The 22,374-nt window shown below is 67.0% G+C and carries 18 protein-coding genes; 7 read left to right on the top strand and 11 right to left on the bottom strand.

Features of this window, described 5'->3' with window-relative positions; genetic code table 11:
- The first annotated feature begins 51 nt into the window (after positions 1 to 51).
- The 3 genes from BXA00_RS17155 to BXA00_RS17145 all read left to right on the top strand — a co-directional run bounded on the left by BXA00_RS17155 (position 52) and on the right by BXA00_RS17145 (position 3,691).
- Positions 52 to 1,020 (top strand): tripartite tricarboxylate transporter substrate binding protein, encoded by a 969-nt coding sequence (locus BXA00_RS17155; RefSeq protein ID WP_076519694.1) that lies wholly within the window; start codon positions 52 to 54, stop codon positions 1,018 to 1,020.
- 225 nt (positions 1,021 to 1,245) lie between these two features.
- The gene (locus BXA00_RS17150) at positions 1,246 to 2,256 is read left to right on the top strand and encodes an acyltransferase (protein WP_076519692.1); all 1,011 of its coding nucleotides are present in this window, start codon (positions 1,246 to 1,248) and stop codon (positions 2,254 to 2,256) included.
- 289 nt (positions 2,257 to 2,545) lie between these two features.
- Positions 2,546 to 3,691 carry an aromatic ring-hydroxylating dioxygenase subunit alpha gene (locus BXA00_RS17145; protein ID WP_076519691.1) on the top strand — a complete coding sequence of 382 codons (1,146 nt, stop codon included), beginning with the start codon at positions 2,546 to 2,548 and terminating at the stop codon, positions 3,689 to 3,691.
- A 91-nt stretch (positions 3,692 to 3,782) separates the two neighbouring features.
- Here BXA00_RS17145 and BXA00_RS17140 read toward each other — a convergent pair whose 3' ends face one another.
- From BXA00_RS17140 to BXA00_RS17120, 5 genes are all read right to left on the bottom strand, one after another.
- Entirely contained in the window at positions 3,783 to 4,913 is a 1,131-nt protein-coding gene (locus BXA00_RS17140; protein ID WP_076519689.1) for a TIGR03364 family FAD-dependent oxidoreductase, read from the bottom strand.
- An 88-nt stretch (positions 4,914 to 5,001) separates the two neighbouring features.
- On the bottom strand, positions 5,002 to 6,024 hold the full coding sequence (locus BXA00_RS17135; RefSeq protein ID WP_076519687.1) for a putative 2-aminoethylphosphonate ABC transporter substrate-binding protein: 1,023 nt from the start codon (positions 6,022 to 6,024) through the stop codon (positions 5,002 to 5,004).
- Between the two features lie 117 nt (positions 6,025 to 6,141).
- The gene (phnX, locus tag BXA00_RS17130) at positions 6,142 to 6,972 is read right to left on the bottom strand and encodes a phosphonoacetaldehyde hydrolase (protein ID WP_156902819.1); all 831 of its coding nucleotides are present in this window, start codon (positions 6,970 to 6,972) and stop codon (positions 6,142 to 6,144) included.
- A gap of 18 nt (positions 6,973 to 6,990) precedes the next feature.
- Positions 6,991 to 8,811 (bottom strand): putative 2-aminoethylphosphonate ABC transporter permease subunit, encoded by a 1,821-nt coding sequence (locus tag BXA00_RS17125; protein WP_076519684.1) that lies wholly within the window; start codon positions 8,809 to 8,811, stop codon positions 6,991 to 6,993.
- The gene (locus BXA00_RS17120) at positions 8,789 to 9,862 is read right to left on the bottom strand and encodes a putative 2-aminoethylphosphonate ABC transporter ATP-binding protein (protein ID WP_076519683.1); all 1,074 of its coding nucleotides are present in this window, start codon (positions 9,860 to 9,862) and stop codon (positions 8,789 to 8,791) included. Before BXA00_RS17120 ends, BXA00_RS17125 begins: the two co-directional genes overlap by 23 nt.
- A 144-nt stretch (positions 9,863 to 10,006) precedes the next feature.
- Between BXA00_RS17120 and BXA00_RS17115 the strand changes: the two genes are divergently transcribed.
- Together BXA00_RS17115 and BXA00_RS17110 are read left to right on the top strand one after the other, a co-directional pair.
- Positions 10,007 to 10,870, top strand: coding sequence for a LysR family transcriptional regulator (locus BXA00_RS17115; RefSeq protein ID WP_076519682.1), 864 nt, complete (start codon positions 10,007 to 10,009; stop codon positions 10,868 to 10,870).
- Between the two features lie 53 nt (positions 10,871 to 10,923).
- Positions 10,924 to 11,493, top strand: coding sequence for a phosphonate degradation HD-domain oxygenase (locus BXA00_RS17110; protein ID WP_076519680.1), 570 nt, complete (start codon positions 10,924 to 10,926; stop codon positions 11,491 to 11,493).
- Positions 11,494 to 11,551: 58 nt separating this feature from the next.
- Here BXA00_RS17110 and BXA00_RS17105 read toward each other — a convergent pair whose 3' ends face one another.
- Together BXA00_RS17105 and BXA00_RS17100 are read right to left on the bottom strand one after the other, a co-directional pair.
- A complete protein-coding gene (locus BXA00_RS17105) occupies positions 11,552 to 12,403 on the bottom strand; it encodes a sulfurtransferase (protein ID WP_076519679.1) in 852 nt (283 codons plus the stop codon).
- Between the two features lie 41 nt (positions 12,404 to 12,444).
- On the bottom strand, positions 12,445 to 13,299 hold the full coding sequence (locus BXA00_RS17100; protein WP_076519677.1) for a DMT family transporter: 855 nt from the start codon (positions 13,297 to 13,299) through the stop codon (positions 12,445 to 12,447).
- 154 nt (positions 13,300 to 13,453) lie between these two features.
- Here BXA00_RS17100 and htpX point away from each other — a divergent pair, with 154 nt between their 5' ends.
- Positions 13,454 to 14,335, top strand: coding sequence for a protease HtpX (gene htpX / locus BXA00_RS17095; RefSeq protein ID WP_076519676.1), 882 nt, complete (start codon positions 13,454 to 13,456; stop codon positions 14,333 to 14,335).
- 66 nt (positions 14,336 to 14,401) lie between these two features.
- Here the strand turns inward: htpX and BXA00_RS17090 are convergent, their stop codons facing one another.
- The gene (locus BXA00_RS17090; protein ID WP_076519674.1) at positions 14,402 to 15,793 is read right to left on the bottom strand and encodes an L-serine ammonia-lyase; all 1,392 of its coding nucleotides are present in this window, start codon (positions 15,791 to 15,793) and stop codon (positions 14,402 to 14,404) included.
- Between the two features lie 173 nt (positions 15,794 to 15,966).
- Between BXA00_RS17090 and BXA00_RS17085 the strand changes: the two genes are divergently transcribed.
- A complete protein-coding gene (locus tag BXA00_RS17085; RefSeq protein ID WP_076519673.1) occupies positions 15,967 to 17,628 on the top strand; it encodes a Na/Pi cotransporter family protein in 1,662 nt (553 codons plus the stop codon).
- A gap of 115 nt (positions 17,629 to 17,743) precedes the next feature.
- Here the strand turns inward: BXA00_RS17085 and BXA00_RS17080 are convergent, their stop codons facing one another.
- The 3 genes from BXA00_RS17080 to polA form a co-directional block, all read right to left on the bottom strand.
- On the bottom strand, positions 17,744 to 18,532 hold the full coding sequence (locus BXA00_RS17080) for a dienelactone hydrolase family protein (RefSeq protein WP_076519671.1): 789 nt from the start codon (positions 18,530 to 18,532) through the stop codon (positions 17,744 to 17,746).
- 56 nt (positions 18,533 to 18,588) lie between these two features.
- The gene (locus BXA00_RS17075; protein ID WP_076519670.1) at positions 18,589 to 19,428 is read right to left on the bottom strand and encodes a ZIP family metal transporter; all 840 of its coding nucleotides are present in this window, start codon (positions 19,426 to 19,428) and stop codon (positions 18,589 to 18,591) included.
- 196 nt (positions 19,429 to 19,624) lie between these two features.
- Positions 19,625 to 22,342 (bottom strand): DNA polymerase I, encoded by a 2,718-nt coding sequence (gene polA, locus BXA00_RS17070; protein WP_076519669.1) that lies wholly within the window; start codon positions 22,340 to 22,342, stop codon positions 19,625 to 19,627.
- Positions 22,343 to 22,374: the final 32 nt, after the last annotated feature.

Genomic DNA, 22,374 nt, shown 5'->3' with positions numbered 1-22,374 from the left:
CCAAGCCAGGCCCGGCGATCCACTCCGACCATGCGATTTCAAGGGGAAAACATGATTCGCAACAGCTTCAAACTGCTCGCCACCCTGATGCTCAGCGCCGCCGCGCTGGGAGCCCAGGCCGATACCTATCCCTCACGGCCGATCAAGGTGATTTCGCCCTTCCCGGCCGGCGGCGCCACCGACGTGCTGACGCGCGTGCTGGCCGAGCGGATGGCCAAGAACCTGGGCCAGCCCATGATCGTCGAAAACAAGGCCGGCGCGGGCACCTCCATTGGCGCGGCCTACGTTTCGCGTGAAAACCCCGACGGCTACACCATCCTGATGGCCACCAACTCGACGCTGGTGACCAACCGTTATCTGTATAAGGAACTGCCCTACGACCCGGACAGCTTCGCCAGGATCGGCATGGTGGGCATTGGTCCGCTCGTCCTGTTGTCCTCGCCCAAGCGGCCCTTCAACAGCACGCAGGACGTCGTGGCCTACGCCAAGCAGAATCCGGGCAAGCTGACCTTTGCCACCTTCGGCCCCGGCACGTCTTCGCACCTGGCCGGCGAACTGTTCAAGTCACGCGCGGGCATCGACATCCTGCACGTGCCGTTCAAGGGAGCCACCCAGGCCCTGCCGGCCCTGATCAGCGGCGACGTGGACCTGTTCTTCGACATGGTCGCCACCGGCATGCCGCAGGCAGACGCCGGCAAGGTGAAGGTGTTCGCGATCACCAGCCCCACGCGCCTGGCGACGCAGCCCAACGTGAGCACGCTGGCCGAACAAGGCTATCCCTCGTTCGACATGACCGCCTGGTTCAGTTTCGTGGCCCCCAAGGGCACCCCCGCTCCGGTCGTGGAGCGCCTGCAGGCCGCGCTGACCGAGACCCTGCAGGACGAAGCCGTGAAGAAGCGCCTGCTGGACATGGGCATCGATCCGCGTTCCGGCACGGCGGCGGAACTGGACAAGCAGATCAAGACCGAACAGCCCATCGTGTCGCAGCTCATCAAGCAGGCCAACATCGTCCTGCAATGAGCGTGCACGACCGCCCGGTTTCGTGACAAAACGTTCGCGGACCGCCGGCCCGCGATCGGCCTGTCCGCAGCCCCGGCGCGAACAGGCCTTTTCCCCGACAGCGCCGCCTTGGCCCTGTCGGTTTTTTACGCGCGGCCTAACCCCTGGATACAGAAATCGTCTCGCCCCCGCTGATAAGGTAAGGCCGGAAAAGCCGACCAATCCGCCGACATCCCCGGGAGCCCGATGCCTCAATCCGAAGACCGATATGCCCGCCTGGACTCAGCCCGATGGCTGGCTGCGCTGGCCGTCGTTCTGCTGCACAGCGCCGCCCTCGTCGTGAGCGATCCCGGCGCGCATGGCCGCGGCGCATGGCTGGCCGCCAATCTCTACGATTCCGCCGCGCGCTGGTGCGTGCCCGTCTTCGTGATGGTGAGCGGCGCGCTGCTCCTCGATCCCGGCAAGCCGCAGGACGCCAGGCGCTTCTACAGCCGCCGCATGGCGCGGATCTGCGCGCCGCTGCTGTTCTGGACGATCTTCTACCTGACGTGGCGCACGGGCCTGGACTGGTGGGACGACGGCCGCATCGATTTTTCGTTCTGGCCGCGCAAGGTCGTCCAGGGGGAGCCCTACTATCACCTGTGGTACCTGTACATGATCGTGGGCCTGTACCTGTTCGCGCCGCTGGTCCGCGTGCTCTATTCGCGCAGCACGCCGCGGGCGCGCGCGCTGTGGGTCGTCGGCATCCTGGGCGTGGCGATCCTGGACGCCCTGTACCGCCGCGCGCTGGGCGCGCCGCATGGTTTCTTTTTGACCTGGTTCCTGCCCTACCTGGGCTACTTCGTGGCGGGACGGCTCATTTTCGACGGCGAGATGCGGATTCCGCGCCCCGGCCTGATGCTGGCCGCGACCGTGGCCGCGACCGCGCTGGGCGTGACGATCATGTCCAACGGCCACGTGCTGGACACCTACTTCTACGATTACTTCAGCCTGACGGTGCCGTTCATGTCGCTGGCCGCATTCCAGTGGATCGTGTCCTCGCCCCGATTGCCCAGGCTGGCGGCGCTGGCGCCGCTGACGTTTGGCGTATACCTCATTCATCCGGTGTTCCTGGACATCGCGCGCCGCGCCGGCGCCTTTTCCGGCGACGACCGCGACGCGTGGACCTTGCCCTTGCTCACGATGGCGGTGTTCGCGCTGTCGGCCGCCAGCAGTTGGTTGCTCAGGCGCCATCCGGCCACGCGCCGCCTCGTCTGAAGGGTCTACGGCGCCAAGGTTGATCGCGGTTTACGCCAGCGCAGGACGGCCGGGGGATTTTCCAAAGCAGGCGCGCCGATCCGGACGGGCGGCGCACAAGCCCTTGGGGTACAATTCACGGCTTATTTGATCGGCCAGACACCGATTTTTCTTCGCGCCAGAACGGATTTAGCCAGGCTCGAATTCATGAACAGGCCTTCGCACGCCAGCGGAGGAATACCTGGACTTGAACAAAAGCGCCTGGCAAGGCTCAAACCGTCCTGGCTTTTTCATCCGAGCGGAGGGAATCATGACCGACATCGGTCGGATGGCACATGTCGTGCCAGCTCGCACCCAGCTACCCGTCAGCGCATATTTTGACGAAGCCCTCTTTGCCCGCGAGCAAGAACTCATTTTCAAGCAATCCTCGCTCTACGTCGGCCACCAGAAATTGGTGCCCGAAATCGGGGATTGGCGTACGTTGGTCCAGGAAAACGGAGGGCGCACGCTGGTTCGCAACCAGCACGGCGTCGATCTCATCTCAAATGTCTGCCGCCACCGTCAGGCATTGATGCTTGGCGGCGAAGCCGGCAACGTGGCCGGCAACTGCAACACGCACGGCAACCTGAAGGCCACGGGCGGCAACATCGTCTGCCCGCTGCACCGCTGGACGTACAACAACCGGGGTGAGTTGCTGGGCGCGCCGCAGTTCGAGACCACGCCCTGCATGAACCTGCAGAAGTACCGCCTGCGCGATTGCCATGGGCTGCTCTTCGAAGGCCCGCGCGATCCCGCCGCCGACATGGCGCCGCTGTTCGCGCGACCCGAGTTCGACTTCGGCGATTACGTGCTGGACCATGTCGAGGTCCATCAGTGCAACTACAACTGGAAGACCTTCATCGAGGTCTACCTCGAGGACTACCACGTCGGCCCGTTCCATCCGGGACTGGGGCGCTTCGTCACGTGCGACGACCTGACCTGGGAGTTCAACGACTGGTACAGCCTGCAGAAGGTGGGCGTGCACAATGCGCTGGCGCAGCCGGGTTCCGACGTGTACAAGCAGTGGCACGACCGCCTGCTGTCGTTCCGCGAAGGCGACGCGCCGGACTTCGGCGCCGTGTGGGTCACGTATTTCCCGACGCACATGATCGAGCTCTACCCGCACGTGCTGGTGCTGTCCACGCTGTACCCGAAGGGTCCGCAGGAAACGGTCAACGTCGTCGAGTTCTACTACCCCGAGGAAATCGCCGCCTTCGAGCGCGAGTTCGTCGAGGCGCAGCGCGCGGCCTACATGGAAACGGCCATCGAGGACGACGAGATCGCCGAACGCATGGATGCGGGCCGCAAGGCCCTGATGCTGCGCGGCGTGAACGAGACCGGCCCCTACCAGTCGCCCATGGAAGACGGCATGCAGCATTTCCATGAGTGGTACCGCCGCATCATGCAAGAGGTGTAGGTTCCCTGCTCCCCGCATGCATGACAAAGGGCCTCGCGAAATCCGTTCGGATTCGCGAGGCCCTTTTTTCATCCGGAAGCGGCGGGGCGCTTCAGCGCCCGATCACGCCGGCGACGGTCCGTTCGCCGATCGCCAGGCCCACCGTCATGCCGACGCCGGAATGCATGACCGCCACGGTCGTCGCCGCATCGACCGGCATGACCGAGAACGGCGCCGGCCCATGCGCGCCGTAGACGCCCTGCCACCGCTCAAGCACCCGCAGCCGCGCGCCCAGCGCCTGGGACGCGAGATCCAGCATGGCGTTGTCGACGGCCTCGTCGTTGAACGGCAACGCGTCCTCGCCATACCGGTGCGAGTCGCCGATGATCAGTTCGCCGTAGGGCGTGGGGCTGATCAGCAGGTGAATGCCGTTTTCCAGCAGCATGGGCGTGCGCGCCTGGATCACGTCGCGCAGCGCCTGTGCGGACGGCAGGTCCGAAAATGCGCCGTAGTGCACGCAAGAAAGACCCGTCAGCAGCGGGCGGTCCAGCGCGATGGGATGGGTGTCGAAGGCCGCGCGCAGCATCTGCAGGCGGGTGACCTCCAGGTTCAGCGGCGCGAAGCGTTCGGGCAGCAAGGTGAGGTAGTCGTGGCCGGGGCAGACGAACACATGCGATGCCTTGAAGTCGCCCGCCGTGGTGCTGACTTCGCCGTTCTCCACCGCGCGCGCCAGCGTTCCCGTGATGAAGGCCACGCCCAGCGTGGATTGCAGGTAATGCGTGATGGCCGGCAGCGCCTCGCGCGAATAGATCTGCAGGTCGTCGAGGCCGCGCAGCGCCATGCAGTGGTGCGCGAGCTGTCCGCCGTACAGGCCCGCCACCTCGCGCCCGGACATCAGCTCGGCGCGATACCCTTCCTGCCGCAGCCGCGTGTCCGCGAATTCCTGCAGCACGTCGGCCTCGTCGGCGTTGCGGGCCAGCACCAGCGCACCGTTGGCGCGCACATGAAAGCCCGCCTTGCCGGCCAGGTCGAGCCATAGCTCGCGCGACTGCTGGGCGTGCGACAACATGGTGCCGGGCGCCTGGCCCGTCACGATGACCTGGCCGAAATTGCGGATCGTGGCGCCATGCGCCTGGCGGCTGCGCTCGATGACGGCCACGGACTGGCCGCGCTTGGCGGCGGCCCAGGCATGCGCGATGCCGAGCATGCCCGCGCCCACCACGATTACGTCGAATGTTCTCATCTTCGGAATACTGCAAGAGGGATGACGGGAAGCCCGTCGCGGGCCTCCCGGTGCGCGGCGGCACGTCGCCGCCGCGTGGGTCACGGACTTACTTCTTCTTGGGCTCGGACTTGCCGTCGTAGCGCTTGGTCCACTCGGCGATGATGCGGTCGCGGTTCGTGGCGGCCCAGGTGAAGTCGTTCTTGATCATGCGCGAGGTCAGGTCGGCCGGCAGGTTGGGGTTCGCCGTCGCGATCGACGGAATCGCCAGCACCGCGAAGTTCGCCTTGTACAGCTCGTTGGCCTCGCGGCTGGCCGAAAAGTCGGCCAGCTTGCGGGCGGCGTCCAGGTTCTTGGTGCCCTTCATGATGGCGGTGGCTTCCACTTCCCAGCCCAGGCCCTCGGACGGGAACACGGCCTCGACGGGCGCGCCGTCGGCCTTCAGCTTGGCCGCGCGGTAGTCGAACGAGATGCCGATGGGGAATTCACCCGCGGCGGCCATGTTGCAGGGCTTGGAGCCCGAGTGCGTGTACGAGCCCACGTTCTTGTGCAGGGCGTCCATGTAGGCCCAGCCCTTCTCTTCGCCGAACATCTGCAGCCAGGCGCTCACGTCCAGGAAACCCGTGCCCGAGGACGCCGGGTTCGGCATGACGATCTTGCCGGCGTACACCGGCTTGGTCAGGTCCTGCCACGACGTGGGCTTGGGCAGCTTCTGCTTGTCGGCTTCGATCGTGTTAAAGCAAATGGCGGCGGCGTAGCCGTCCATGCCGACCCACGCGGGTACGGCCTTGGCGTCACGCATGTTGGCGGCGATCTGGTCCAGTCCCTTCGGGGCGTAAGGCTGCAGCATGCCTTCCTTGTCCATCAGGCCCAGCGCGGTGCCGGCCAGGCCCCAGATCACGTCGGCCTTGGGATTGTTTTTCTCGGCCAGCAGCTTGGCGGCGATGATGCCGGTGGAGTCGCGCACCCACTGGATCTTGATGTCGGGATTGGCCTTTTCAAACGCGGCCTGGTAGGCCTTGATCTGGTCGGCTTCCAGCGCGGTGTAGACGGTCAGCGTGGTCTCGGCCGAGGCGGCGCCCATCACGCCCGTCAGGGCGGCGGCCAGTGCAAGCAGCTTGTAGCGATTCATGAACAACTCCGTGGGTGAGCGGAAAACAGGGTGAACGAGGTCCCCACGGCCGGCGGGTGCCGGCTGCGGAGCAGGGAATCAGGGGTGGCCCGGTGCGCCGGGCGGCGGGCGTCTAGATCAAGGGCGTTCGCCTCGCGCCAGACGGGCTTCGATAGCGTCGACCACGGCCGGCAGGTCGGCCACCGTGTCGATCAGGTAGTGCGGAGAAACGGGCGCCAGCGCTTCGCGGGCGGCGGCGCGCGCCGCGGCGCGGGCCGGCTCGTCCAGGGCAAGGTACTCGTCCAGCGTCAGGCCGGCGGCGTTGCCCGACAGGAGCAGGCCCACGGTCCACATGCCGGCGCGGCGGCCCTCTTCGATGCCCGGCGCGGTGTCGTCGACCTTGATGCAGCCGGCCACGTCGGACAGGCCTAGCTCCACCACGTTCTTCAGGGCCATGGCGGGCGCGGGACGCGCGCGCGGCACCTCGTCGCTGGCGACGATGCAGTCCGGGGTCAGCCCCTCGGCGGCGGCGCGCTCGACAACGCGCTGCATGACGCTGCCCGGATAGCCGGAGCACGAGCCAATCTTCAGGCCGCGCTGGCGCAAGGCGTGCAACACGTCGGCGGCGCCCGGAATGGCCGCGGAGTACTGCGCGACCTTTTCCAGCTGCATCGGCAGGAAGCGTTCATAGATGGCGGTCACATCGTCATCGCTCGGCAGGCGGCCGAAGCGGGCCTGGTACTGGGCGGCGATGGCCGGCTGGTCGCACAGGGTCCGGATGTGGTCCCACTTGCCCATGCCCATCGGGCCGCGGGCTTCCTGCAGGGACACGTCCATGCCGAACTGCGCGAACGCATCCACGAACACCTTGGTGGGCGCGAAGGAGCCAAAATCGACCAGCGTGCCGGCCCAGTCGAATATCACCGCCTCGAGACGGACGGGCAAGGGTTGAACAGTCATGGAAATCATCCTGAAAAAAGGGGTCGATCAACGGGCCGCAGGCTGTCGCCAGGCCTGGCTGCGCGCCACCAGGGCGCGGCTTGCCAGGTACAGCAGCAGCGCGGCGGCGGCCGAGCTGGCCATGATGACCGTGCACATGGCGGCGGCCGGTCCGATGAAACCGGCGTCGTCCATGTTGAGCACGGCGACGGCGGCCAGCACCGTGGACGGGCTGTACAGGAACACCACGGCGGACACGGTGGTCATCGCGGAAACGAAGAGATAGCGGGCCACGTCCAGCGCCGCGGGCAGGCACATGGGCAGGGTCACGCGCAGGAAGGTCGTCAGGCGCGGCACCTTCAGGGACGCGGAGGCGGCCTCGAATTCCGGATCCAGCGCATTGAGCGCGGTGGCGGTGGTCAGGTGGGCGCTGGTGTAGAAATGCACGACCGTGCACAGCACCAGCAGCGGCATCGTTCCGTACAGCACGTTCAGCGGATTCGCGGGGCTGTTGAAGAAGAAGATGTAGCCCAGGCCCAGCACCAGTCCCGGCACGGCCATCGGCATCAGCGCCAGCATGCCTGCCATGCCGCGCAGGCCGCGGGCCGTCGCGCCGCGGGCGGGCACTTTCTCCATCATCCATGCGCCGGCGAAGACCACGACGGTGCCCACGAGCGCCGTGCAGAACGCAAGCTGCAGACTGTTGCGCCACGCGAGCCAGCCGCCGCCGTCCATGTTGTCGAAATCGTACGAGCGCAGCGACATCGACAGGTTGTACGGCCACATTTTCACGAACGAGGCCCAGACCGCCACGCCGATGATGACCAGCAGGAAGGCAGCCATCACCCCGGCCAGCGCCAGAAACGCCGCATCACGCCGGCCGTTCGGGGCGGCCGCGTAAGCCTGCGCGCGCCCGCTCATCTGCGCGCCCTGCCGGGCACGCAGGCGCCGGTCCAGCACGAAGGTCAGCAGCGCCGGCAGGAGCAACAGGATGCCGATCGCCGCCCCCTTGGGAAAGTTCTGCTGGCCGACCACCGCCTTGTAGGCTTCCATGGCCAGCACGTTGTAGTCGCCGCCCACCACCTTGGGCACGCCGAAATCGGTGACGGTCAGGGTGAACACCACGCAGCAGGCCGAGAACACCGCGTAGCGCGTGCCCGGCAGCGTGACGGTCAGGAAAGTGCGCCACGGTCCCGCGCCCATGGCGCGCGCCGCGTCGTAGAGGCGGCCGTCCGCCAGCGCCAGGCCGGTCAGCAGGATCATGAGCGCGTGGGGAAACGTGTAGAACGCTTCGCCCACGACGATGCCCCAGAAGCCGTAGATGGTGGCGCCGCCGGTCAGCCCCTTGAGCAGGCCCTGGTTGCCCAGCAGATAGACCAGCGCGATACCGGGCAACAGCGAAGGCGCCAGCAACGGCAGCAGCGCGATCGTGCGCAGCATGCCCTTGCCGGGCAGCCGGGTGCGGGTCAGCGCATAGGCAAACGCATAGGCGCAGGGCACGACCAGCAAGGTCGTCACCACGCCCACGGCAAGGCTGCGTCCCACCATGGCCAGGAAGCCGTCGGCGCCGATGATGCCCGCGATGACCGACAGGCCCGCCCAGCCGCCTTCGGCATCGGTGACGGATTTGACCAGGATCGCCGCCAGCGGCAGCGCCAGGAATATGAGCAGGCCGAGCGCCAGGCCGCCCTGCCCCAGCGTCAGGCCCAGCGCGCCGATCCAGGCGGGCAGCGGGCGCCGTCCCAGCGCGGGCAGCGGCGCGGACGCGGCCAGGGTGGCGGGCCGGGCGGCGGAGGCGGAAATCGGGGCCGGCTGGGCCATGGCGCGGGAATCGTTCATGGCCGGATCAAGCGTAGGCGCGTATCGCATGGCGCGGCAGCTCCACCCAGCAGCGGCTGGCGGCGTGAGGGCCCAACAGGGCGTCTCCGGTTTCAGGGGGCACGATGGAGTGGATGGTGGCGCCGGGCACGCCCTCCAGGCGCAAGGCCAGGCGATAGCTGCGGCCCAGGAACACGCCGTCCAGCACGTCGGCCAGCATGGCGTTGGACGCTTCGGGCCTGGCCATGCTGACGCGCACCGCCTCGGGCCGCACGAAAAGCTTGCCGGCGCCTGCCTCCAGCGCGGCGTCCACCGCCAGTTCCTGGCGGCCCACGCGCGCCCGGTGCGCGTCGATGCGTTCGAACGGCAGCCAGTTGGCCTCGCCCACGAAATCGGCGATGAACGCCGAACCCGGCTGGCGATACAGCTCGCGCGGCGTGCCGTACTGTTCGATGACGCCGCCATTCATGACCGCGATGCGGTCGGCCATCACCATGGCTTCTTCCTGGTCATGCGTCACCATCAGCGTGGTGATGGACAGGCGCTTCTGCAGCGCGCGCAGCTCGATCCGCAGGTGTTCGCGCACCCGCGCATCCAGCGCCGACATGGGCTCATCCAGCAACAGCAGAGACGGCGACGGCGCCAGGGCGCGCGCCAACGCCACGCGCTGCTGCTGGCCGCCGGAGATCTGCCCGGGGTATTTCTGCGCCGCGCCGGCCAGGCCGACCAGCGTCAGCATTTCCTCGACGCGGCTGGCGACGTGGCTGCGATGCGCGCGCTTGCCGCTCAACCCGTAGGCCACGTTCTGGGCCACCGTCAGGTTCGGGAACAGCGCGTAGGACTGGAACAGGATGCCGTAGTCGCGCGCCTGCGGCTCGGCATGGGAGATGTCGCGGCCCGACAGCACGATGGTTCCGCTGTCCTGCCGCTCCAGCCCCGCGATCGCCCGCAGCAGCGTCGTCTTGCCGCAGCCCGAGGGCCCCAGCAGGCACACCAGCTCTCCGGCACGGATATCCAGGGAAACGTCGGCCAGCGCCGTGTGGCTGCCGAATCGCTTCACGAGATTCTGCACGGATAGAAAGGCGGTATCGCGTTGGGCCATGGGGCCTCCGGTCTGGGAACGAAGGCAGTATGGAAGCCGCGTATTGAGCGTTTATGACACTTCGCGCAAATGCAGTAATAAAAACATCAAATTATTTTGGTGTACTGGCGGTCTTGCGCATTGCGTCCAACCATCGCTCCGACCGTGCTTGTCGCCGAACTCAAATCCTTCTACGCCGTGGCCCGCTGCGGCACCGTCACCAAGGCCGCCGCCCAGTTGGGCGTCAGCCAGCCCACCGTGACGGGGCAACTGCGCCAGCTCGAATCGCGCTACGGCATCGAACTGTTCCACCGGCAGGGACGGGGCATGCGGTTGTCGGACGCGGGGCAAAACCTGATGCCCATGGTGGAAAAGCTGGTGCAGCAGGAGACCGAAATCGATTTCCGGCTGCGCGACGCCAGCGACCTGCGCGAAGGCAACCTGCGCATCGGGGCGACGGGCCCCTACTACATCATGGATACCGTGCGCCGCTACAACCAGCGCTATCCCGGCATCGACCTGACCGTCACGATCGGCAACTCGCAATCGATGCTCCAGGCGCTGCAGGATTACCGCATCGAGATTGCCACGTCTTCCTTTCTGATGGATGACAAGCACGTGTACCGGCGCAAGATCGCGGCGGACCCGATCCGCGTCGTGGCGCATCGCGCCCATCCGCTGGCCCGGCGGGGACAGGTCCGGCTGGCCGACCTGGCCGAGCACGCCCTGCTGCTGCGCGAGCCCGGCTCGATGACGCGCCAGCTCACCGAAGAGGCGCTGGCCGCGGCCGGCGTCACCGTGCGCCGCACGCTGGAAATCGGCAGCCGCGAATCGATCCGGCAGGCCATCCTGTGCGAGCTCGGGATCAGCCTGATCCCCTCCCGCGAAATCCCGTCCCATCCCGACCTGGCCGCCCTGGACATCCAGGACGCCGACATCGTGATGAATGAATACCTGTACTGCCTGCGCGAGCGCCAACCGGTGCAGCTCATCGCGCGCTTTCTGGAGATGGCGCCGGCAGCCGGCTGACCTTTCGCGGTCACTGCCCGCCTCTTCCCCTTGCGGCCACTCAGGAGACAACCATGGCCTTGACCCTGCAGGATATCGAACAGATCTTCCTGGAACGCGGACACCGTTCCTATGACGGCGAATCCGTCAGCCATCTGCGCCACGCGCTGCAGACGGCGACCCTGGCCGAGCGGCACGGCGCCAATGCCCATCTCATCACGGCCTGCCTGCTGCACGACCTGGGCCACCTGATCGCCGACCGGCCCGGCACGCCCACGTTGCGCGGCCTCGACGACAAGCACCAGTATTTCGTGCTGCCCTTCCTGCGCGGCCTGTTCAGCGCCGCCGTGCTGGATCCGATCCGGCTGCACGTGGAAGCCAAGCGCTACCTCTGCTACGTCGAGCCGCAGTACGAGGCCACGCTGTCGGAGGACTCGCGGCGCAGCCTGGCGCTGCAGGGCGGCAGTTTCGATGCCGGCCAGGCGGTCGATTTCGCCAGCATGCCCGGGGCGCCCGATGCAATCCGCCTGCGGCGCTGGGACGACATGGCCAAGGTGCCGGGCCTGGCCACGCCGCCGCTGGATCACTTCCTGGAGATCGCCGAAAGCGTGTCCGGACGGGTCAAGCTGGCCGCCGTCTGGTAGCGGCTGACCGGCGTCCATGAAAAAAGCCAGGGCGCGATGCCCTGGCCTGTGCTTTCGCTCACTCGCCCTTGGCCACCGGCCGGGCGGGATCGCTGCACCATTCGCTCCAGGATCCCGGATAGAGGCGCGATCCCGGCAGGCCCGCAATTTCCATGGCCAGCAGGTTGTGGCAGGCCGTAATGCCCGAGCCGCACTGGTGGACGATGGAAGCCGGCTCGCGCCCCGCCAGCAGGCGGGAAAATTCCTCGCGCAGCTGCTCGGCCGTCTTGAATCGGCCGTCCTGCTGGAGGTTTTCGCCGTTCGGCCGGTTCAGCGCGCCCGGGATATGGCCCGCCACCGGGTCCATGGGTTCGACTTCGCCGCGATAGCGGTTGGCCGCGCGCGCATCGATCACGGTAAAGGACGGCTGCGAGAGGTTGGCCAGCACCGCCTGGGCATCCACGGCGCCGGCCAGCGCGGCGCCCGGCTCGACCGGCTGGCCCGGCTGCACGGCCGGCGCGGGTTCGTGGCTGACCGGCAGGCCGGCGGCCGCCCAGGCCTGCCAGCCGCCGTCCAGCACGGCGACACGGTCGTGGCCCAGCCAGCGCAGCATCCACCACAGGTGCGCGGCGTACATGCCGCCGCTTGCGTCGTAGGCCACCACCAGCGTTTGCGGGGTGACGCCGTGCGCGGCCATCAGGGCGCCGAATTGCGCCCGGTCCGGCAGCGGATGCCGGCCGTTCTTGCCCGTGCGGGCGGCGGCCAGCTCGGTTTCGTGGTCCAGGTAGCGGGCGCCGGGAATGTGGCCCGCGTCGTAGGCCTGCCGGCCCGCCGAATGATTGGTCAGGTCATGGCGCACGTCGAACACGCGCACGTCGGACGTGTCGAGGCGAGCGGCCAGATCGGCGGCGGAAATCAGTGTCGTCGTCATTCAGAGGGGCTCCTGGTCGGGATGGCGGCGGGCGCCGGCTTTCAGGCCGGCTTGGGGTCGCGCATGGTGCGCCACACCGACAGCAGGCCCGCGAAGATGATGAGGCCCATGCCGGCCCAGGCCAGGGCGTCCAGATGGTCGCCCCAGAAGCCCATGCCCAGCAGCGCCGCGAAGATGATGGTGCTGTATTGCAAGGCGGCGGTCAGCAGCGCCGATCCCATGCCGAACGCCCGGGTCATGGCGAGCTGGCCGAACAGCCCGGCCAGCCCAACGCCCAGCAGCGACAAGTACCCGGTCCAGTCGGCCGTGCCCCAGCCTTCGACAGCCAGGCCCGCGCCGCTGGACGCGCACACGGCCACCGAAAAGAACAGCACGGTGCGCCATTCGGGTTCGCCGATGCGACCGAGTTCGCGGATCTGCATCATGGCGATCGCGGACATGGCGCCGGCGCCCATGCCCAGCAGGGCCGCGAGCCACTGGTCTTCGGTGATGCTGGGCCGCAGGACGGCGATCACGCCCAGGAATCCCAGCGCCACCGCCAGGATCCGCACGGGATCGCGCTGCGCCCCGCCCCACCCCAGCATCCAACAGGCAATGAAGAGCGGCGCGGTGTAGTTCAGGCTGGTGGCGGTGGCCAGCGGCAGGTGGGAGATGGCGAAAAAACCCAGCCACATCGACGTCACGCCGGACAGGTTGCGCCAGACGTGCAGTTTCCAGCTCGTGGGAATGATGGACTGGCGGCCGGCGCGCGCCCAGATCAGCAACAGGATCACCGAGGGCAGGCCGCGAAAGAGCACGATCTGGGGCAGCGAGGCGCCGTGCTCGGTGCCGAGCTTCACGAACGACCCCATGATGGCGAACATGGCGGACGCCAGCAACATCCAAAGAGCCTGCATGCGGGTCTACGCTAAGGGAAAAGTGGGGGGAGGAATAAGGGAAAGCGATACTATACTCTCCGTCACCGGTAGCGGAGCCGGCGAGTCGGGGAACTGGCGAGGCCCCGCCATGTCGAATTCCGCGTATTTGCCGCTCGCAGAGGAATAAAAAAACATGAAACGCATTGTTCTGTTCGTCATTACCAACCTGGCCGTCATGCTCGTGCTGTCGGCCACGCTGCGCATCCTGGGCGTGGACCGCATCATCACGGCCAACGGGATCAACTTCAACGCCCTCCTGATCTTCTCGGTCGTGGTGGGCTTTACCGGCGCCATCATCTCGCTCCTCATGAGCAAGCCGATGGCCAAATGGAGCACCGGCGCCCAGGTGCTGGACCCCAACGCGCCGCGCAACCAGCGCGAGGCCTGGCTGGTGGACACGGTCCACCAACTGGCCGATCGCGCCGGCATCGGCCGCCCCGAAGTCGCCATCTACGAAGGCGCGCCCAACGCGTTCGCCACGGGCGCCTTCAAGAACGACTCCCTGGTCGCCGTCTCCACGGGCCTGCTCGAAAGCATGACCGAGGAAGAAGTCGCCGCCGTGCTGGCGCACGAGGTCGCGCACATCGCCAACGGCGACATGGTCACCCTGACCCTGATCCAGGGCGTGGTGAACACGTTCGTCATCTTCTTGGCGCGCGTGGTCGGCTACTTCATCGACCGCGTGGTGTTCAAGAACGAGCGCGGCATCGGCCCGGGCTACTTCGTCACCGTGCTGGTCTGTGAAATCATCTTCGGCGTCCTGGCCTCCATCATCGTGGCCTGGTTCTCGCGCCAGCGCGAATACCGCGCCGACGCGGGCTCGGCGCACCTGATGGGCGCGCGCGAACCGATGATCCGTGCCCTGGCCCGCCTGGGCGGCCTGGAGCCGGGCGAACTGCCCAAGTCGTTCGAAGCGTCCGGCATCACCGGCAAGGGCGGCCTGGCGGCCATGTTCGCCTCGCACCCGCCGATCCCGGCCCGCATCGCCGCTCTGCAAAACGCCCGCGTGATCTGATCCGCCCGCCGGCCGCAGTAAAAAAGCCCCGCGAGGGGCTTTTTCATTGGCGGCCGCAAAGCGCGTTCAGCATTCGACGATGTTCACCGCCAGGCCGCCGCGGGCCGTTTCCTTGTATTTGGTCTTCATGTCGGCGCCGGTTTCGCGCATGGTCTTGATGACCGAATCCAGCGACACATAGTGCTGCCCGTCGCCGCGCAGCGCCATGCGGGCGGCATTGACCGCCTTGACCGACGCCATCGCATTGCGCTCGATACAGGGGATCTGCACCAGGCCGCCCACGGGGTCGCAGGTCAGGCCCAGGTTGTGTTCCATGCCGATCTCGGCCGCGTTTTCCACCTGCTCGACCGAGCCGCCCAGGGCGGCGGCCAGTCCGCCGGCGGCCATCGAACAGGCCACGCCCACCTCGCCCTGGCAGCCCACCTCGGCGCCGGACAACGAGGCGTTGTACTTGTAGAGCAGGCCGATGGCCCCGGCGGTCAGCAGGAATTCGCGCACGCCCTCGCGGTTGGCGCCGGGCACGAAGCGGTCGTAGTAATGCAGCACGGCCGGGATGATGCCCGCCGCGCCGTTGGTCGGCGCCGTGACCACGCGGCCACCGGCGGCGTTCTCTTCGTTGACGGCCATCGCGTACAGGTTGACCCAGTCCATGACCGACAGCGGGTCGGACAGCGTGCGTTCCGCGCGCTGCGTCAGGTTGCGGTACAGCTCGGGCGCGCGGCGGCGCACCCGCAGCGGACCGGGCAGTTCGCCATCGGCCTCGGGGTAGTTGATGCCGCAACCGCGCGCCACGCAGTCCTGCATGACCTGCCAAATGCGGTCCAGGCCCGCATTCACTTCGGACGCCTCGCGCCAGGTCAGCTCGTTCTGCATCATGATGCCGGCGACGGTCATGCCGTTTTCCTGGCACATGGCCAGCAATTCGCGGCCCATGCGGAACGGATACGGCAACTGGTCGTGCGCCGCGATGACCTGGCTGTTGGATGCGCCCGCGGTGACCACGAAGCCGCCGCCCACCGACAGGTAACGCGATTCGCGCAGCGTCTGGCCGTCGGCGTCAAACGCGTGGAATTTCATGCCGTTGGGGTGTTCAGCCATCGCTTCGCGGCGGTAGAACATCAGGTGGTCCTTCTCCACGAAGGGCAGCGGGTACTTGCCCAGCAGGGGCAATTGGCGGCTGGCGCGCACGGACGCGATCATGCCGGCGATGGCGGCGGGATCGACGGTGTCTGGCGCCTCGCCCATCAGGCCCAGCAGCACGCCCTTGTCGGTGCCGTGCCCCTTGCCGGTGGCGCCCAGCGACCCGTAGAGTTCGGCCCGCACGCTGGCGACGCGCGGAATCAGGCCGTCACGCTCCAGCCCCTGGGCGAACAGCAGCGCCGCGCGCATCGGGCCCACCGTGTGGGAACTGGATGGGCCTATGCCTACCTTGAACAGATCGAAAACGGAAACGGCCACGCAAAACTCCAGTACATCCACGGTGATGAGGCAATGATACGCGCAGCCCAGGGCGCGCGCAGCAAAGCCCCCCGGGCGTATCCTGTCTCTTCCCGCCGGGTGTCAAAGGCCGCCGGGGCGTGCGATCATTACAGAATTATTACTTGTCATAAAAAGAACGGAACTACGCCTGGATGTCTGGACTCATTATTCTGCTTGACTTCGCCGGCTACGTGGCGCTGCTCCTCTGGGGCGTGCATATGGTCCAAACGGGCGTGCAGCGCGCTTTCGGGGCGGCGCTCGGCGCCGCGCTCGGACGCGCCCTGGGCACGCGGCTGCGCGCATTCGGGGCGGGCCTGGGAATCACGGCCGCCCTGCAGAGCAGCACCGCCACCGGGCTCATGATCACCGGCTTCGCCGCTGGCGGGGTCGTCGGCCTGGCACCGGCCCTGGCGGCCATGCTGGGCGCCAACGTGGGCACCACGCTGATCGTCCAGCTCCTGTCCTTCGACCTGACCGAACTGGCGCCCATCCTGATTCTCGCCGGCGTCTGGATGTTCCGGCGCTATCCGCCAGGCCGCACGCGCGACCTGGGCCGGGTATTCATCGGGCTGGGCCTGTTGCTGTTGTCGCTGCACCAGTTGGTGGAGCTGTTCGCCCCGTTCCAGACCGCCCCGATGCTGGGGGTGATGCTGGATGCCCTGGCCACCCAGCCCGTGGCGGCGGTGCTGCTGTCCGCGGCGTTCACGTGGGCGGCCCACTCCAGCGTGGCCGTGGTGGTGCTGGTGATGTCCCTGGCCAGCCACAACATGGTGGCGCCGCACGTGGCGTTCGCGCTGGTGCTGGGCGCCAACCTGGGCACCGCGATCAACCCGATGATCGAAGGCGTGACGGGAGACGACCCGGCGGCCCGCCGCCTGCCGCTGGGCAACCTGCTGACGCGGGTACTGGGCGTGCTGGCCGGGCTGATGCTGCTGCCTTTCCTGCAACCGTGGATGACCGGGATGGCGAACGATCCCGCGCGCGCGGTCGCCAACTTCCACACCTTGTTCAACGCGGTCATCGCCCTGGTCTTTTTGCCGATCCTGACGCCCTACGCCGCCCTGCTCACCCGCTGGCTGCCCAAGCGCGCCGATCCGAACGACCCGTCCCGCCCCCAATACCTGGACGAATGGGCCCACGATGTGCCCGCCGTGGCCTTGGGCAACGCCGCGCGCGAAGCCTTGCGCATGGCCGACATGCTGCAGACGCTGCTGCTCTACGCGCGGGCCGGCTTCAAGCGCGACAACCGCCACCGCATGGTGCAGGCGCGCCAGCTCGACGGCGCGCTGGACAAGCTGGAGAACGCCATCACGACCTACCTGGCCACGCTGGACCAGGAAAACATGACGCGCGAAGACATTCAACGGCTGGACGACATCCTGGCCTTCACCAGCAACATCGGGCATGCGGGCGACATCGCCCACCACGGGCTTCTCAGCCACGTCGCCAAGCTGCGCAAGCAGGGCTGGGTCTTGTCGCCCGAGCAGCGCGCCAGCCTGGACGACACGCTGGGCCAGCTCATCGCGAACCAGCGCACGGCCGCCGCGCTCTTCGTCAACGACGACCTGCGCCAGGCCCGCGCGCTGGCCGGCGAGAAGGCGCGGTTCCGCAGCATCGAGACGCAGGCTGCCGACACGCACCTGCAGAAGATCAAGGCCGGCGAAGTCGACGCCGCCGAAGTCGGCGCGCTGTACCTGGACATCCTGCGGGACATGAAGGGCATCAATTCCCATCTGGTGGGCGCCGCCGCCTATCCCTTGCTGGCGCGTCACGGCGAGCTGCTGCCGAGCCGGCTGCGCGAAGCCGGCAACTGACAGCCCTAGCCTTCACGCAGAAAAAAGCCGATCCCAGGATCGGCTTTTTGTTTCCGGGCTCAGGATTGCCGGCTCAGAATAGTTGGCTCAGCATTGCCGCCTCACCCCGCCTGGCTCACACATACCGCTTGAACCACTCCAGCATCCGCTTCCAGCCATCCTGGGCAGCTTCGGCGTGGTAGCTGGCGCGGTAGTCCGCCAGGAAAGCATGGTCGGCCTCGGGGTAGACGACGATCTCGGACAGCTTTGCCGCGGCGTTGCCGGCGGCCAGCTTGGCCTTCATGGTTTCGACGTCGGACAGCGGGATGCTGGCATCGCGGCCGCCATAAAGGCCCAGGACGGGGCCCTGCAACTCGTCGACCACGTCGAACGCCACGCGCTTGATGAGGGGGCCATGGCCCACGCTGAGCTTGCCATACCAGGCCACGCCGGCCTTCACGTCGGGATTGTGCGCCGCGTACATCCAGGTCAGCCTTCCGCCCCAGCAAAAGCCCGTCACGGCCACACGGCGCGCGTCTCCGCCATTGGCCGCGGCCCATGCCACGCTGGCGTCCAGGTCGCCGAACACCTGTTCGTCCGGCACCTTGCTGACCAGTTCCGCGATGAGCTTGGGAATGTCGGTATACGCCGACGCGTCGCCCTGGCGCTGGTAAAGATTGGCAGCGACCGCCAGATAGCCCGCCTTGGCAAGGCGGCGGCAGATGTCCTTGATGTGTTCGTGAACGCCGAAGATTTCCTGGATCACCAGCACGATCGGCAGATCGCGCTGGCCCTGCGGCGCGGCATAGTAGGCGTCGATCGGGCCGTCCGTCACGGGAAGCTGGAAATCCCCGTGGACTAGTCCCTGCGTATCGGTGTGGATGACGGTGGCGGCGACATTGCCGGCGGCGGCGGAAAAACTCATGGAGAACTCCTTTGAGGGGTGGACGAAACCGGCCATCCCCCACCGCCCCGTCGGCGCTAGTGCGAGTGGCCGTGCTCCGCATGGGGCGCGCCATGGTCCTCATGCGCGCCATGTTCGTGCCCGTGATGCATCAGGGTCGTGACGCTGTAGATCAGCGCCACGCCGATGCCGACCAGCAGCAGTTGCGGAACGGCATCGGAAAGGGATACCCGCTCGTGCATTTGCGGCATCAGGTCAGCCACCGAGATATACAGGAAGCTGCTTGCGGCCACCACCAGAATGTACGGCACCCAGCCCTGCGCCTGCTGCAGCACGAAGTACCCTATTATGCCGCCCACCGCTGAACACAAGCTGGTGAAGAGCATCAGCGCAAAGGCGCGGCGGCGGCGCAGCCCGGCATTCAGCAGCACCACGAAATCGCCCAGCTTGTGCGGCACCTCGTGGATGATGATCGATGCGGCCGTCAACACGCCCAACAGCGGATCCGTCAGGAACGCCGCGGCGATCAGGACGCCATCGCACAGGTTGTGCAGCGAGCTGCCGATCAGGATCAGCACGCCGCCCCGCCCTGCCTCGTGACGGTCATGCCCCTTGTGGTGGTGATGGCCGTCTCCTTCGTGGTGATGGCTGTGGCGCAGCAGCGCGATCTTCTCCAGCACGAAAAAGCCGATCAGCGACGCCAGCATCAGCCCGAACAGCACATGGGCATTGCCGACGCCGGTTTCGAAGGCCTCGGGCAGCAGATGCAGCAAGGCCACCGACAGCAGCACGCCCACCGACAGGCTCACCATGTGATGCAGGTATTTGGCAAAAACCTTGTACGCGAGCCAGCTCGCGATGAGGACGGCAATCAGGCCGCCGGTGATGGTGGCAAGCAGGACCCAGAGCAGCAACATGAGTGAGGGGGGACGAAAAAAGGGCGGGGAAAGCGCAACATTATATTGTTGCAAACTGAAAAGCGGAAATGGGCCGCTCGAAGGCAGCCCATCGGTGCGCGCAGGCCAAACCCGCAACGGCCATGCGCCCCGACAGGCCCCGCCCGGGGCGGCGTGCCGCCCGCCAGGACGGTGGCGCCGCCACGTTCCGGCCCTATTAGTGCGCCTGCTCCCAGTTCTTGCCGACGCCCACCTCGGCCACGAGCGGCACGCGCAGCGTCGCCACGTTGCACATCAGGCGCGGCAGGGCTTCCCTGACCACCTCCAGCTCGTCGTCAGGCGCTTCCAGCACCAGTTCATCGTGCACCTGCATGATCATGCGCGTCTTCAGGTTCTCGGCATCGAGCCAATTCTGCACCGCCACCATGGCCATCTTGATCAGGTCGGCCGCGGTGCCCTGCATGGGCGCATTGATGGCTGCCCGCTCGGCGCCCTGCCGGCGCGGGCCCGAAGCGCCCCGGATTTCCGGCAACTGCAGCCGCCGCCCGAAGACCGTTTCCACGTACCCCTGCTCGCGCGCGAGACGCCGCGTGTTGTCCATGTACATGGCCACGCCCGGATAGCGCGCGAAGTAGCGGTCGATGTAGGCCTGCGCGGCGTCGCGCGTAATGCCCAGGTTGGACGCCAGGCCAAACACCCCCATGCCGTAGATCAACCCGAAGTTGATGGCCTTGGCGGCACGCCGCTGTTCCGTGGTGACGCCTTCCAGCGGCACGCCGAACACCTCGGATGCGGTGGCGCGGTGGATGTCCTCGCCAGCCGCGAAGGCGCGTTGCAGGTTGGCGTCGTCCGACACGTGCGCCATGATGCGCAGCTCGATCTGCGAATAGTCGGCCGACAGCAGCATGCCCTGCTCGGCGATGAACGCCTCGCGCACGCGCCGGCCGGCCTCGGTGCGGACCGGGATGTTCTGCAGGTTCGGATCCGACGAGGCAAGACGCCCCGTGATCACGGCCGCCTGCGAATAGTGCGTATGCACGCGGCCGGTCGCCGGATTGATCATGCGCGGCAGCTTGTCGGTGTAGGTCGACTTCAGCTTGGACAGGCCGCGGTATTCCAGCAGCACCTGCGGCAGCGGATAGTCCAGCGCCAGCTTGCTGAGCACTTCCTCGTCGGTCGACGGCGCGCCGCTCGCGGTCTTGCGCACCACGGGAAGCTGCATGCGGCCGAACAGGATCTCGCCCAGCTGCTTGGGGGAATTCAGGTTGAACGGCTGGCCCGCAAGCTCGTAGGCCTTCTGTTCAAGTTGCAGCATCTCCTGACCCAGCTTGTTGCTCTGGCGGCCCAGTTCCGCGGCGTCGACCTTCACCCCGTTGCGTTCGATGGTGGTCAGCACGGCCGACACCTGCATTTCCAGGCGGTAGATGCGTTCCAGCCCGGCATCGGCGGCGACCATCGGGCGCAGCACCTGGTGCAGTTGCAGCGTGAAATCGGCGTCCTCGGCGGCGTAATGCCCCGCCTTGTCCACCGCCACTTCGTCAAAGCCGATCTGCTTGGCGCCCTTGCCGCAGAGGTCTTCGTAGGAAACGCCGCTGCGGCCCAGGTAGCGTTGCGCCAGGTCGTTCAGGCCCACGCCGCGATGGGACTCCAGCACGTAGGCCTGCAGCATGGTGTCCTCGGCTACGCCGGCCAGGCGGATGCCTTCATTGGCGAACACATGCGTGTCGTACTTGGCGTGGTGCAGCAGCTTGGCGCGCGCCGGGTCTTCCAGCCAGGGCTTGAGCCGCGCCAGCACCTCGTCCTTGGGCAATTGAACGGCGCCATCCGGACCGCGGTGCGCGACCGGGATGTAGCAGGCCACGCCCGGCGCGACCGACATCGACAGGCCCACCAGCCGGGCCTGCATCTCGTCCAGCGACGTCGTCTCGGTGTCCAGCGCCACGATCGATGCCTCGCCCATCGCCGTCATCCACGCGTCAAAGGCGGCCCAGTCGGAGATGATGCGGTAATCGGTGGTGGCAGGCGCGGCCGGCGCTTCGTGCGCGATGCGCGCATCGCCCGTGGGCACGCGCTCGGCATCGCCGGTCAGGTCGCGCAGCCACGTGCGGAACCCGTAGCGTTCATACAGTTCGGTGAGCGTGGCATCGTCGCGCGGACGCGGCGCCAGGTCATCCACGCTGTCCACGTGTCCGGTCAGGTCGCAATCGCACTTGACCGTGAGGAGCTGTCGCGTCAGCGGAAACTTGGGAATGGCTTCGCGCAGGTTGTTGCCGGCCACGCCCTTGATGCCGTCGGCGCCTTCGACCAGCTTGTCGATCGAGCCGAATTCCGTAATCCATTTGGCGGCCGTCTTGGGTCCCACCTTGGTGACGCCGGGCACATTGTCCACGGTATCGCCCACCAGCATGAGGTAGTCCACGATACGGTCGGGCGGCACGCCGAACTTGTTGACAACGCCGGCCTCGTCCAGGACTTCGCCGCTCATGGTGTTGACCAGCGTGACGTGGCTGTTCACAAGCTGCGCCAGGTCCTTGTCGCCGGTGGAGACGATGGTGTGCACGTCTTGCTGGGCGGCGCGATGCGCCAGCGTGCCAATCACGTCATCCGCCTCGACGCCTTCGATCGCCAGCACCGGCCAGCCCAGCGCGCGCACGGCGCGGTGGATGGGCTCGATCTGGGCCGCCAGGTCCTCGGGCATCGGGGGTCGGTGCGATTTGTAGTCCGGGTACAGGTCGTCCCGGAACGTCTTGCCGCGAGCATCGAAAATACATGCGGCATACTCTGCCTTATGGTCAGATACAAGCTTGCGCAGCATATTGACCACGCCATAGAGCGCACCCGTAGGTTCGCCTTGCGCGTTGCGCAAATCAGGCATAGCGTGGAAAGCGCGGTACAAGTAACTTGAACCGTCGACCAGTAATAAGGTTTTTTTCATGGTTACAAAGGCAGATATGGATACACCCGCCG

The organism is Achromobacter sp. MFA1 R4 (genome assembly GCF_900156745.1).
GTDB lineage: Bacteria > Pseudomonadota > Gammaproteobacteria > Burkholderiales > Burkholderiaceae_B > Achromobacter.
This window is presented reverse-complemented; position numbering and strand designations above follow the sequence as displayed.

Excerpts from the sequence above, each read along its gene's own strand:
- htpX (WP_076519676.1), top strand. The coding sequence starts at position 13,454 with ATGAAACGCATTGTTCTGTTCGTCATTACCAACCTGGCCGTCATGCTC.
- BXA00_RS17140 (WP_076519689.1), bottom strand. The coding sequence starts at position 4,913 with ATGAGAACATTCGACGTAATCGTGGTGGGCGCGGGCATGCTCGGCATC.
- polA (WP_076519669.1), bottom strand. The coding sequence starts at position 22,342 with ATGAAAAAAACCTTATTACTGGTCGACGGTTCAAGTTACTTGTACCGC.
- BXA00_RS17155 (WP_076519694.1), top strand. The coding sequence starts at position 52 with ATGATTCGCAACAGCTTCAAACTGCTCGCCACCCTGATGCTCAGCGCC.
- BXA00_RS17145 (WP_076519691.1), top strand. The coding sequence starts at position 2,546 with ATGACCGACATCGGTCGGATGGCACATGTCGTGCCAGCTCGCACCCAG.
- BXA00_RS17100 (WP_076519677.1), bottom strand. The coding sequence starts at position 13,299 with ATGCAGGCTCTTTGGATGTTGCTGGCGTCCGCCATGTTCGCCATCATG.
- BXA00_RS17135 (WP_076519687.1), bottom strand. The coding sequence starts at position 6,024 with ATGAATCGCTACAAGCTGCTTGCACTGGCCGCCGCCCTGACGGGCGTG.
- BXA00_RS17085 (WP_076519673.1), top strand. The coding sequence starts at position 15,967 with ATGTCTGGACTCATTATTCTGCTTGACTTCGCCGGCTACGTGGCGCTG.
- phnX (WP_156902819.1), bottom strand. The coding sequence starts at position 6,972 with ATGATTTCCATGACTGTTCAACCCTTGCCCGTCCGTCTCGAGGCGGTG.
- BXA00_RS17110 (WP_076519680.1), top strand. The coding sequence starts at position 10,924 with ATGGCCTTGACCCTGCAGGATATCGAACAGATCTTCCTGGAACGCGGA.
- BXA00_RS17125 (WP_076519684.1), bottom strand. The coding sequence starts at position 8,811 with ATGCGATACGCGCCTACGCTTGATCCGGCCATGAACGATTCCCGCGCC.
- BXA00_RS17105 (WP_076519679.1), bottom strand. The coding sequence starts at position 12,403 with ATGACGACGACACTGATTTCCGCCGCCGATCTGGCCGCTCGCCTCGAC.
- BXA00_RS17120 (WP_076519683.1), bottom strand. The coding sequence starts at position 9,862 with ATGGCCCAACGCGATACCGCCTTTCTATCCGTGCAGAATCTCGTGAAG.
- BXA00_RS17080 (WP_076519671.1), bottom strand. The coding sequence starts at position 18,532 with ATGAGTTTTTCCGCCGCCGCCGGCAATGTCGCCGCCACCGTCATCCAC.
- BXA00_RS17075 (WP_076519670.1), bottom strand. The coding sequence starts at position 19,428 with ATGTTGCTGCTCTGGGTCCTGCTTGCCACCATCACCGGCGGCCTGATT.
- BXA00_RS17150 (WP_076519692.1), top strand. The coding sequence starts at position 1,246 with ATGCCTCAATCCGAAGACCGATATGCCCGCCTGGACTCAGCCCGATGG.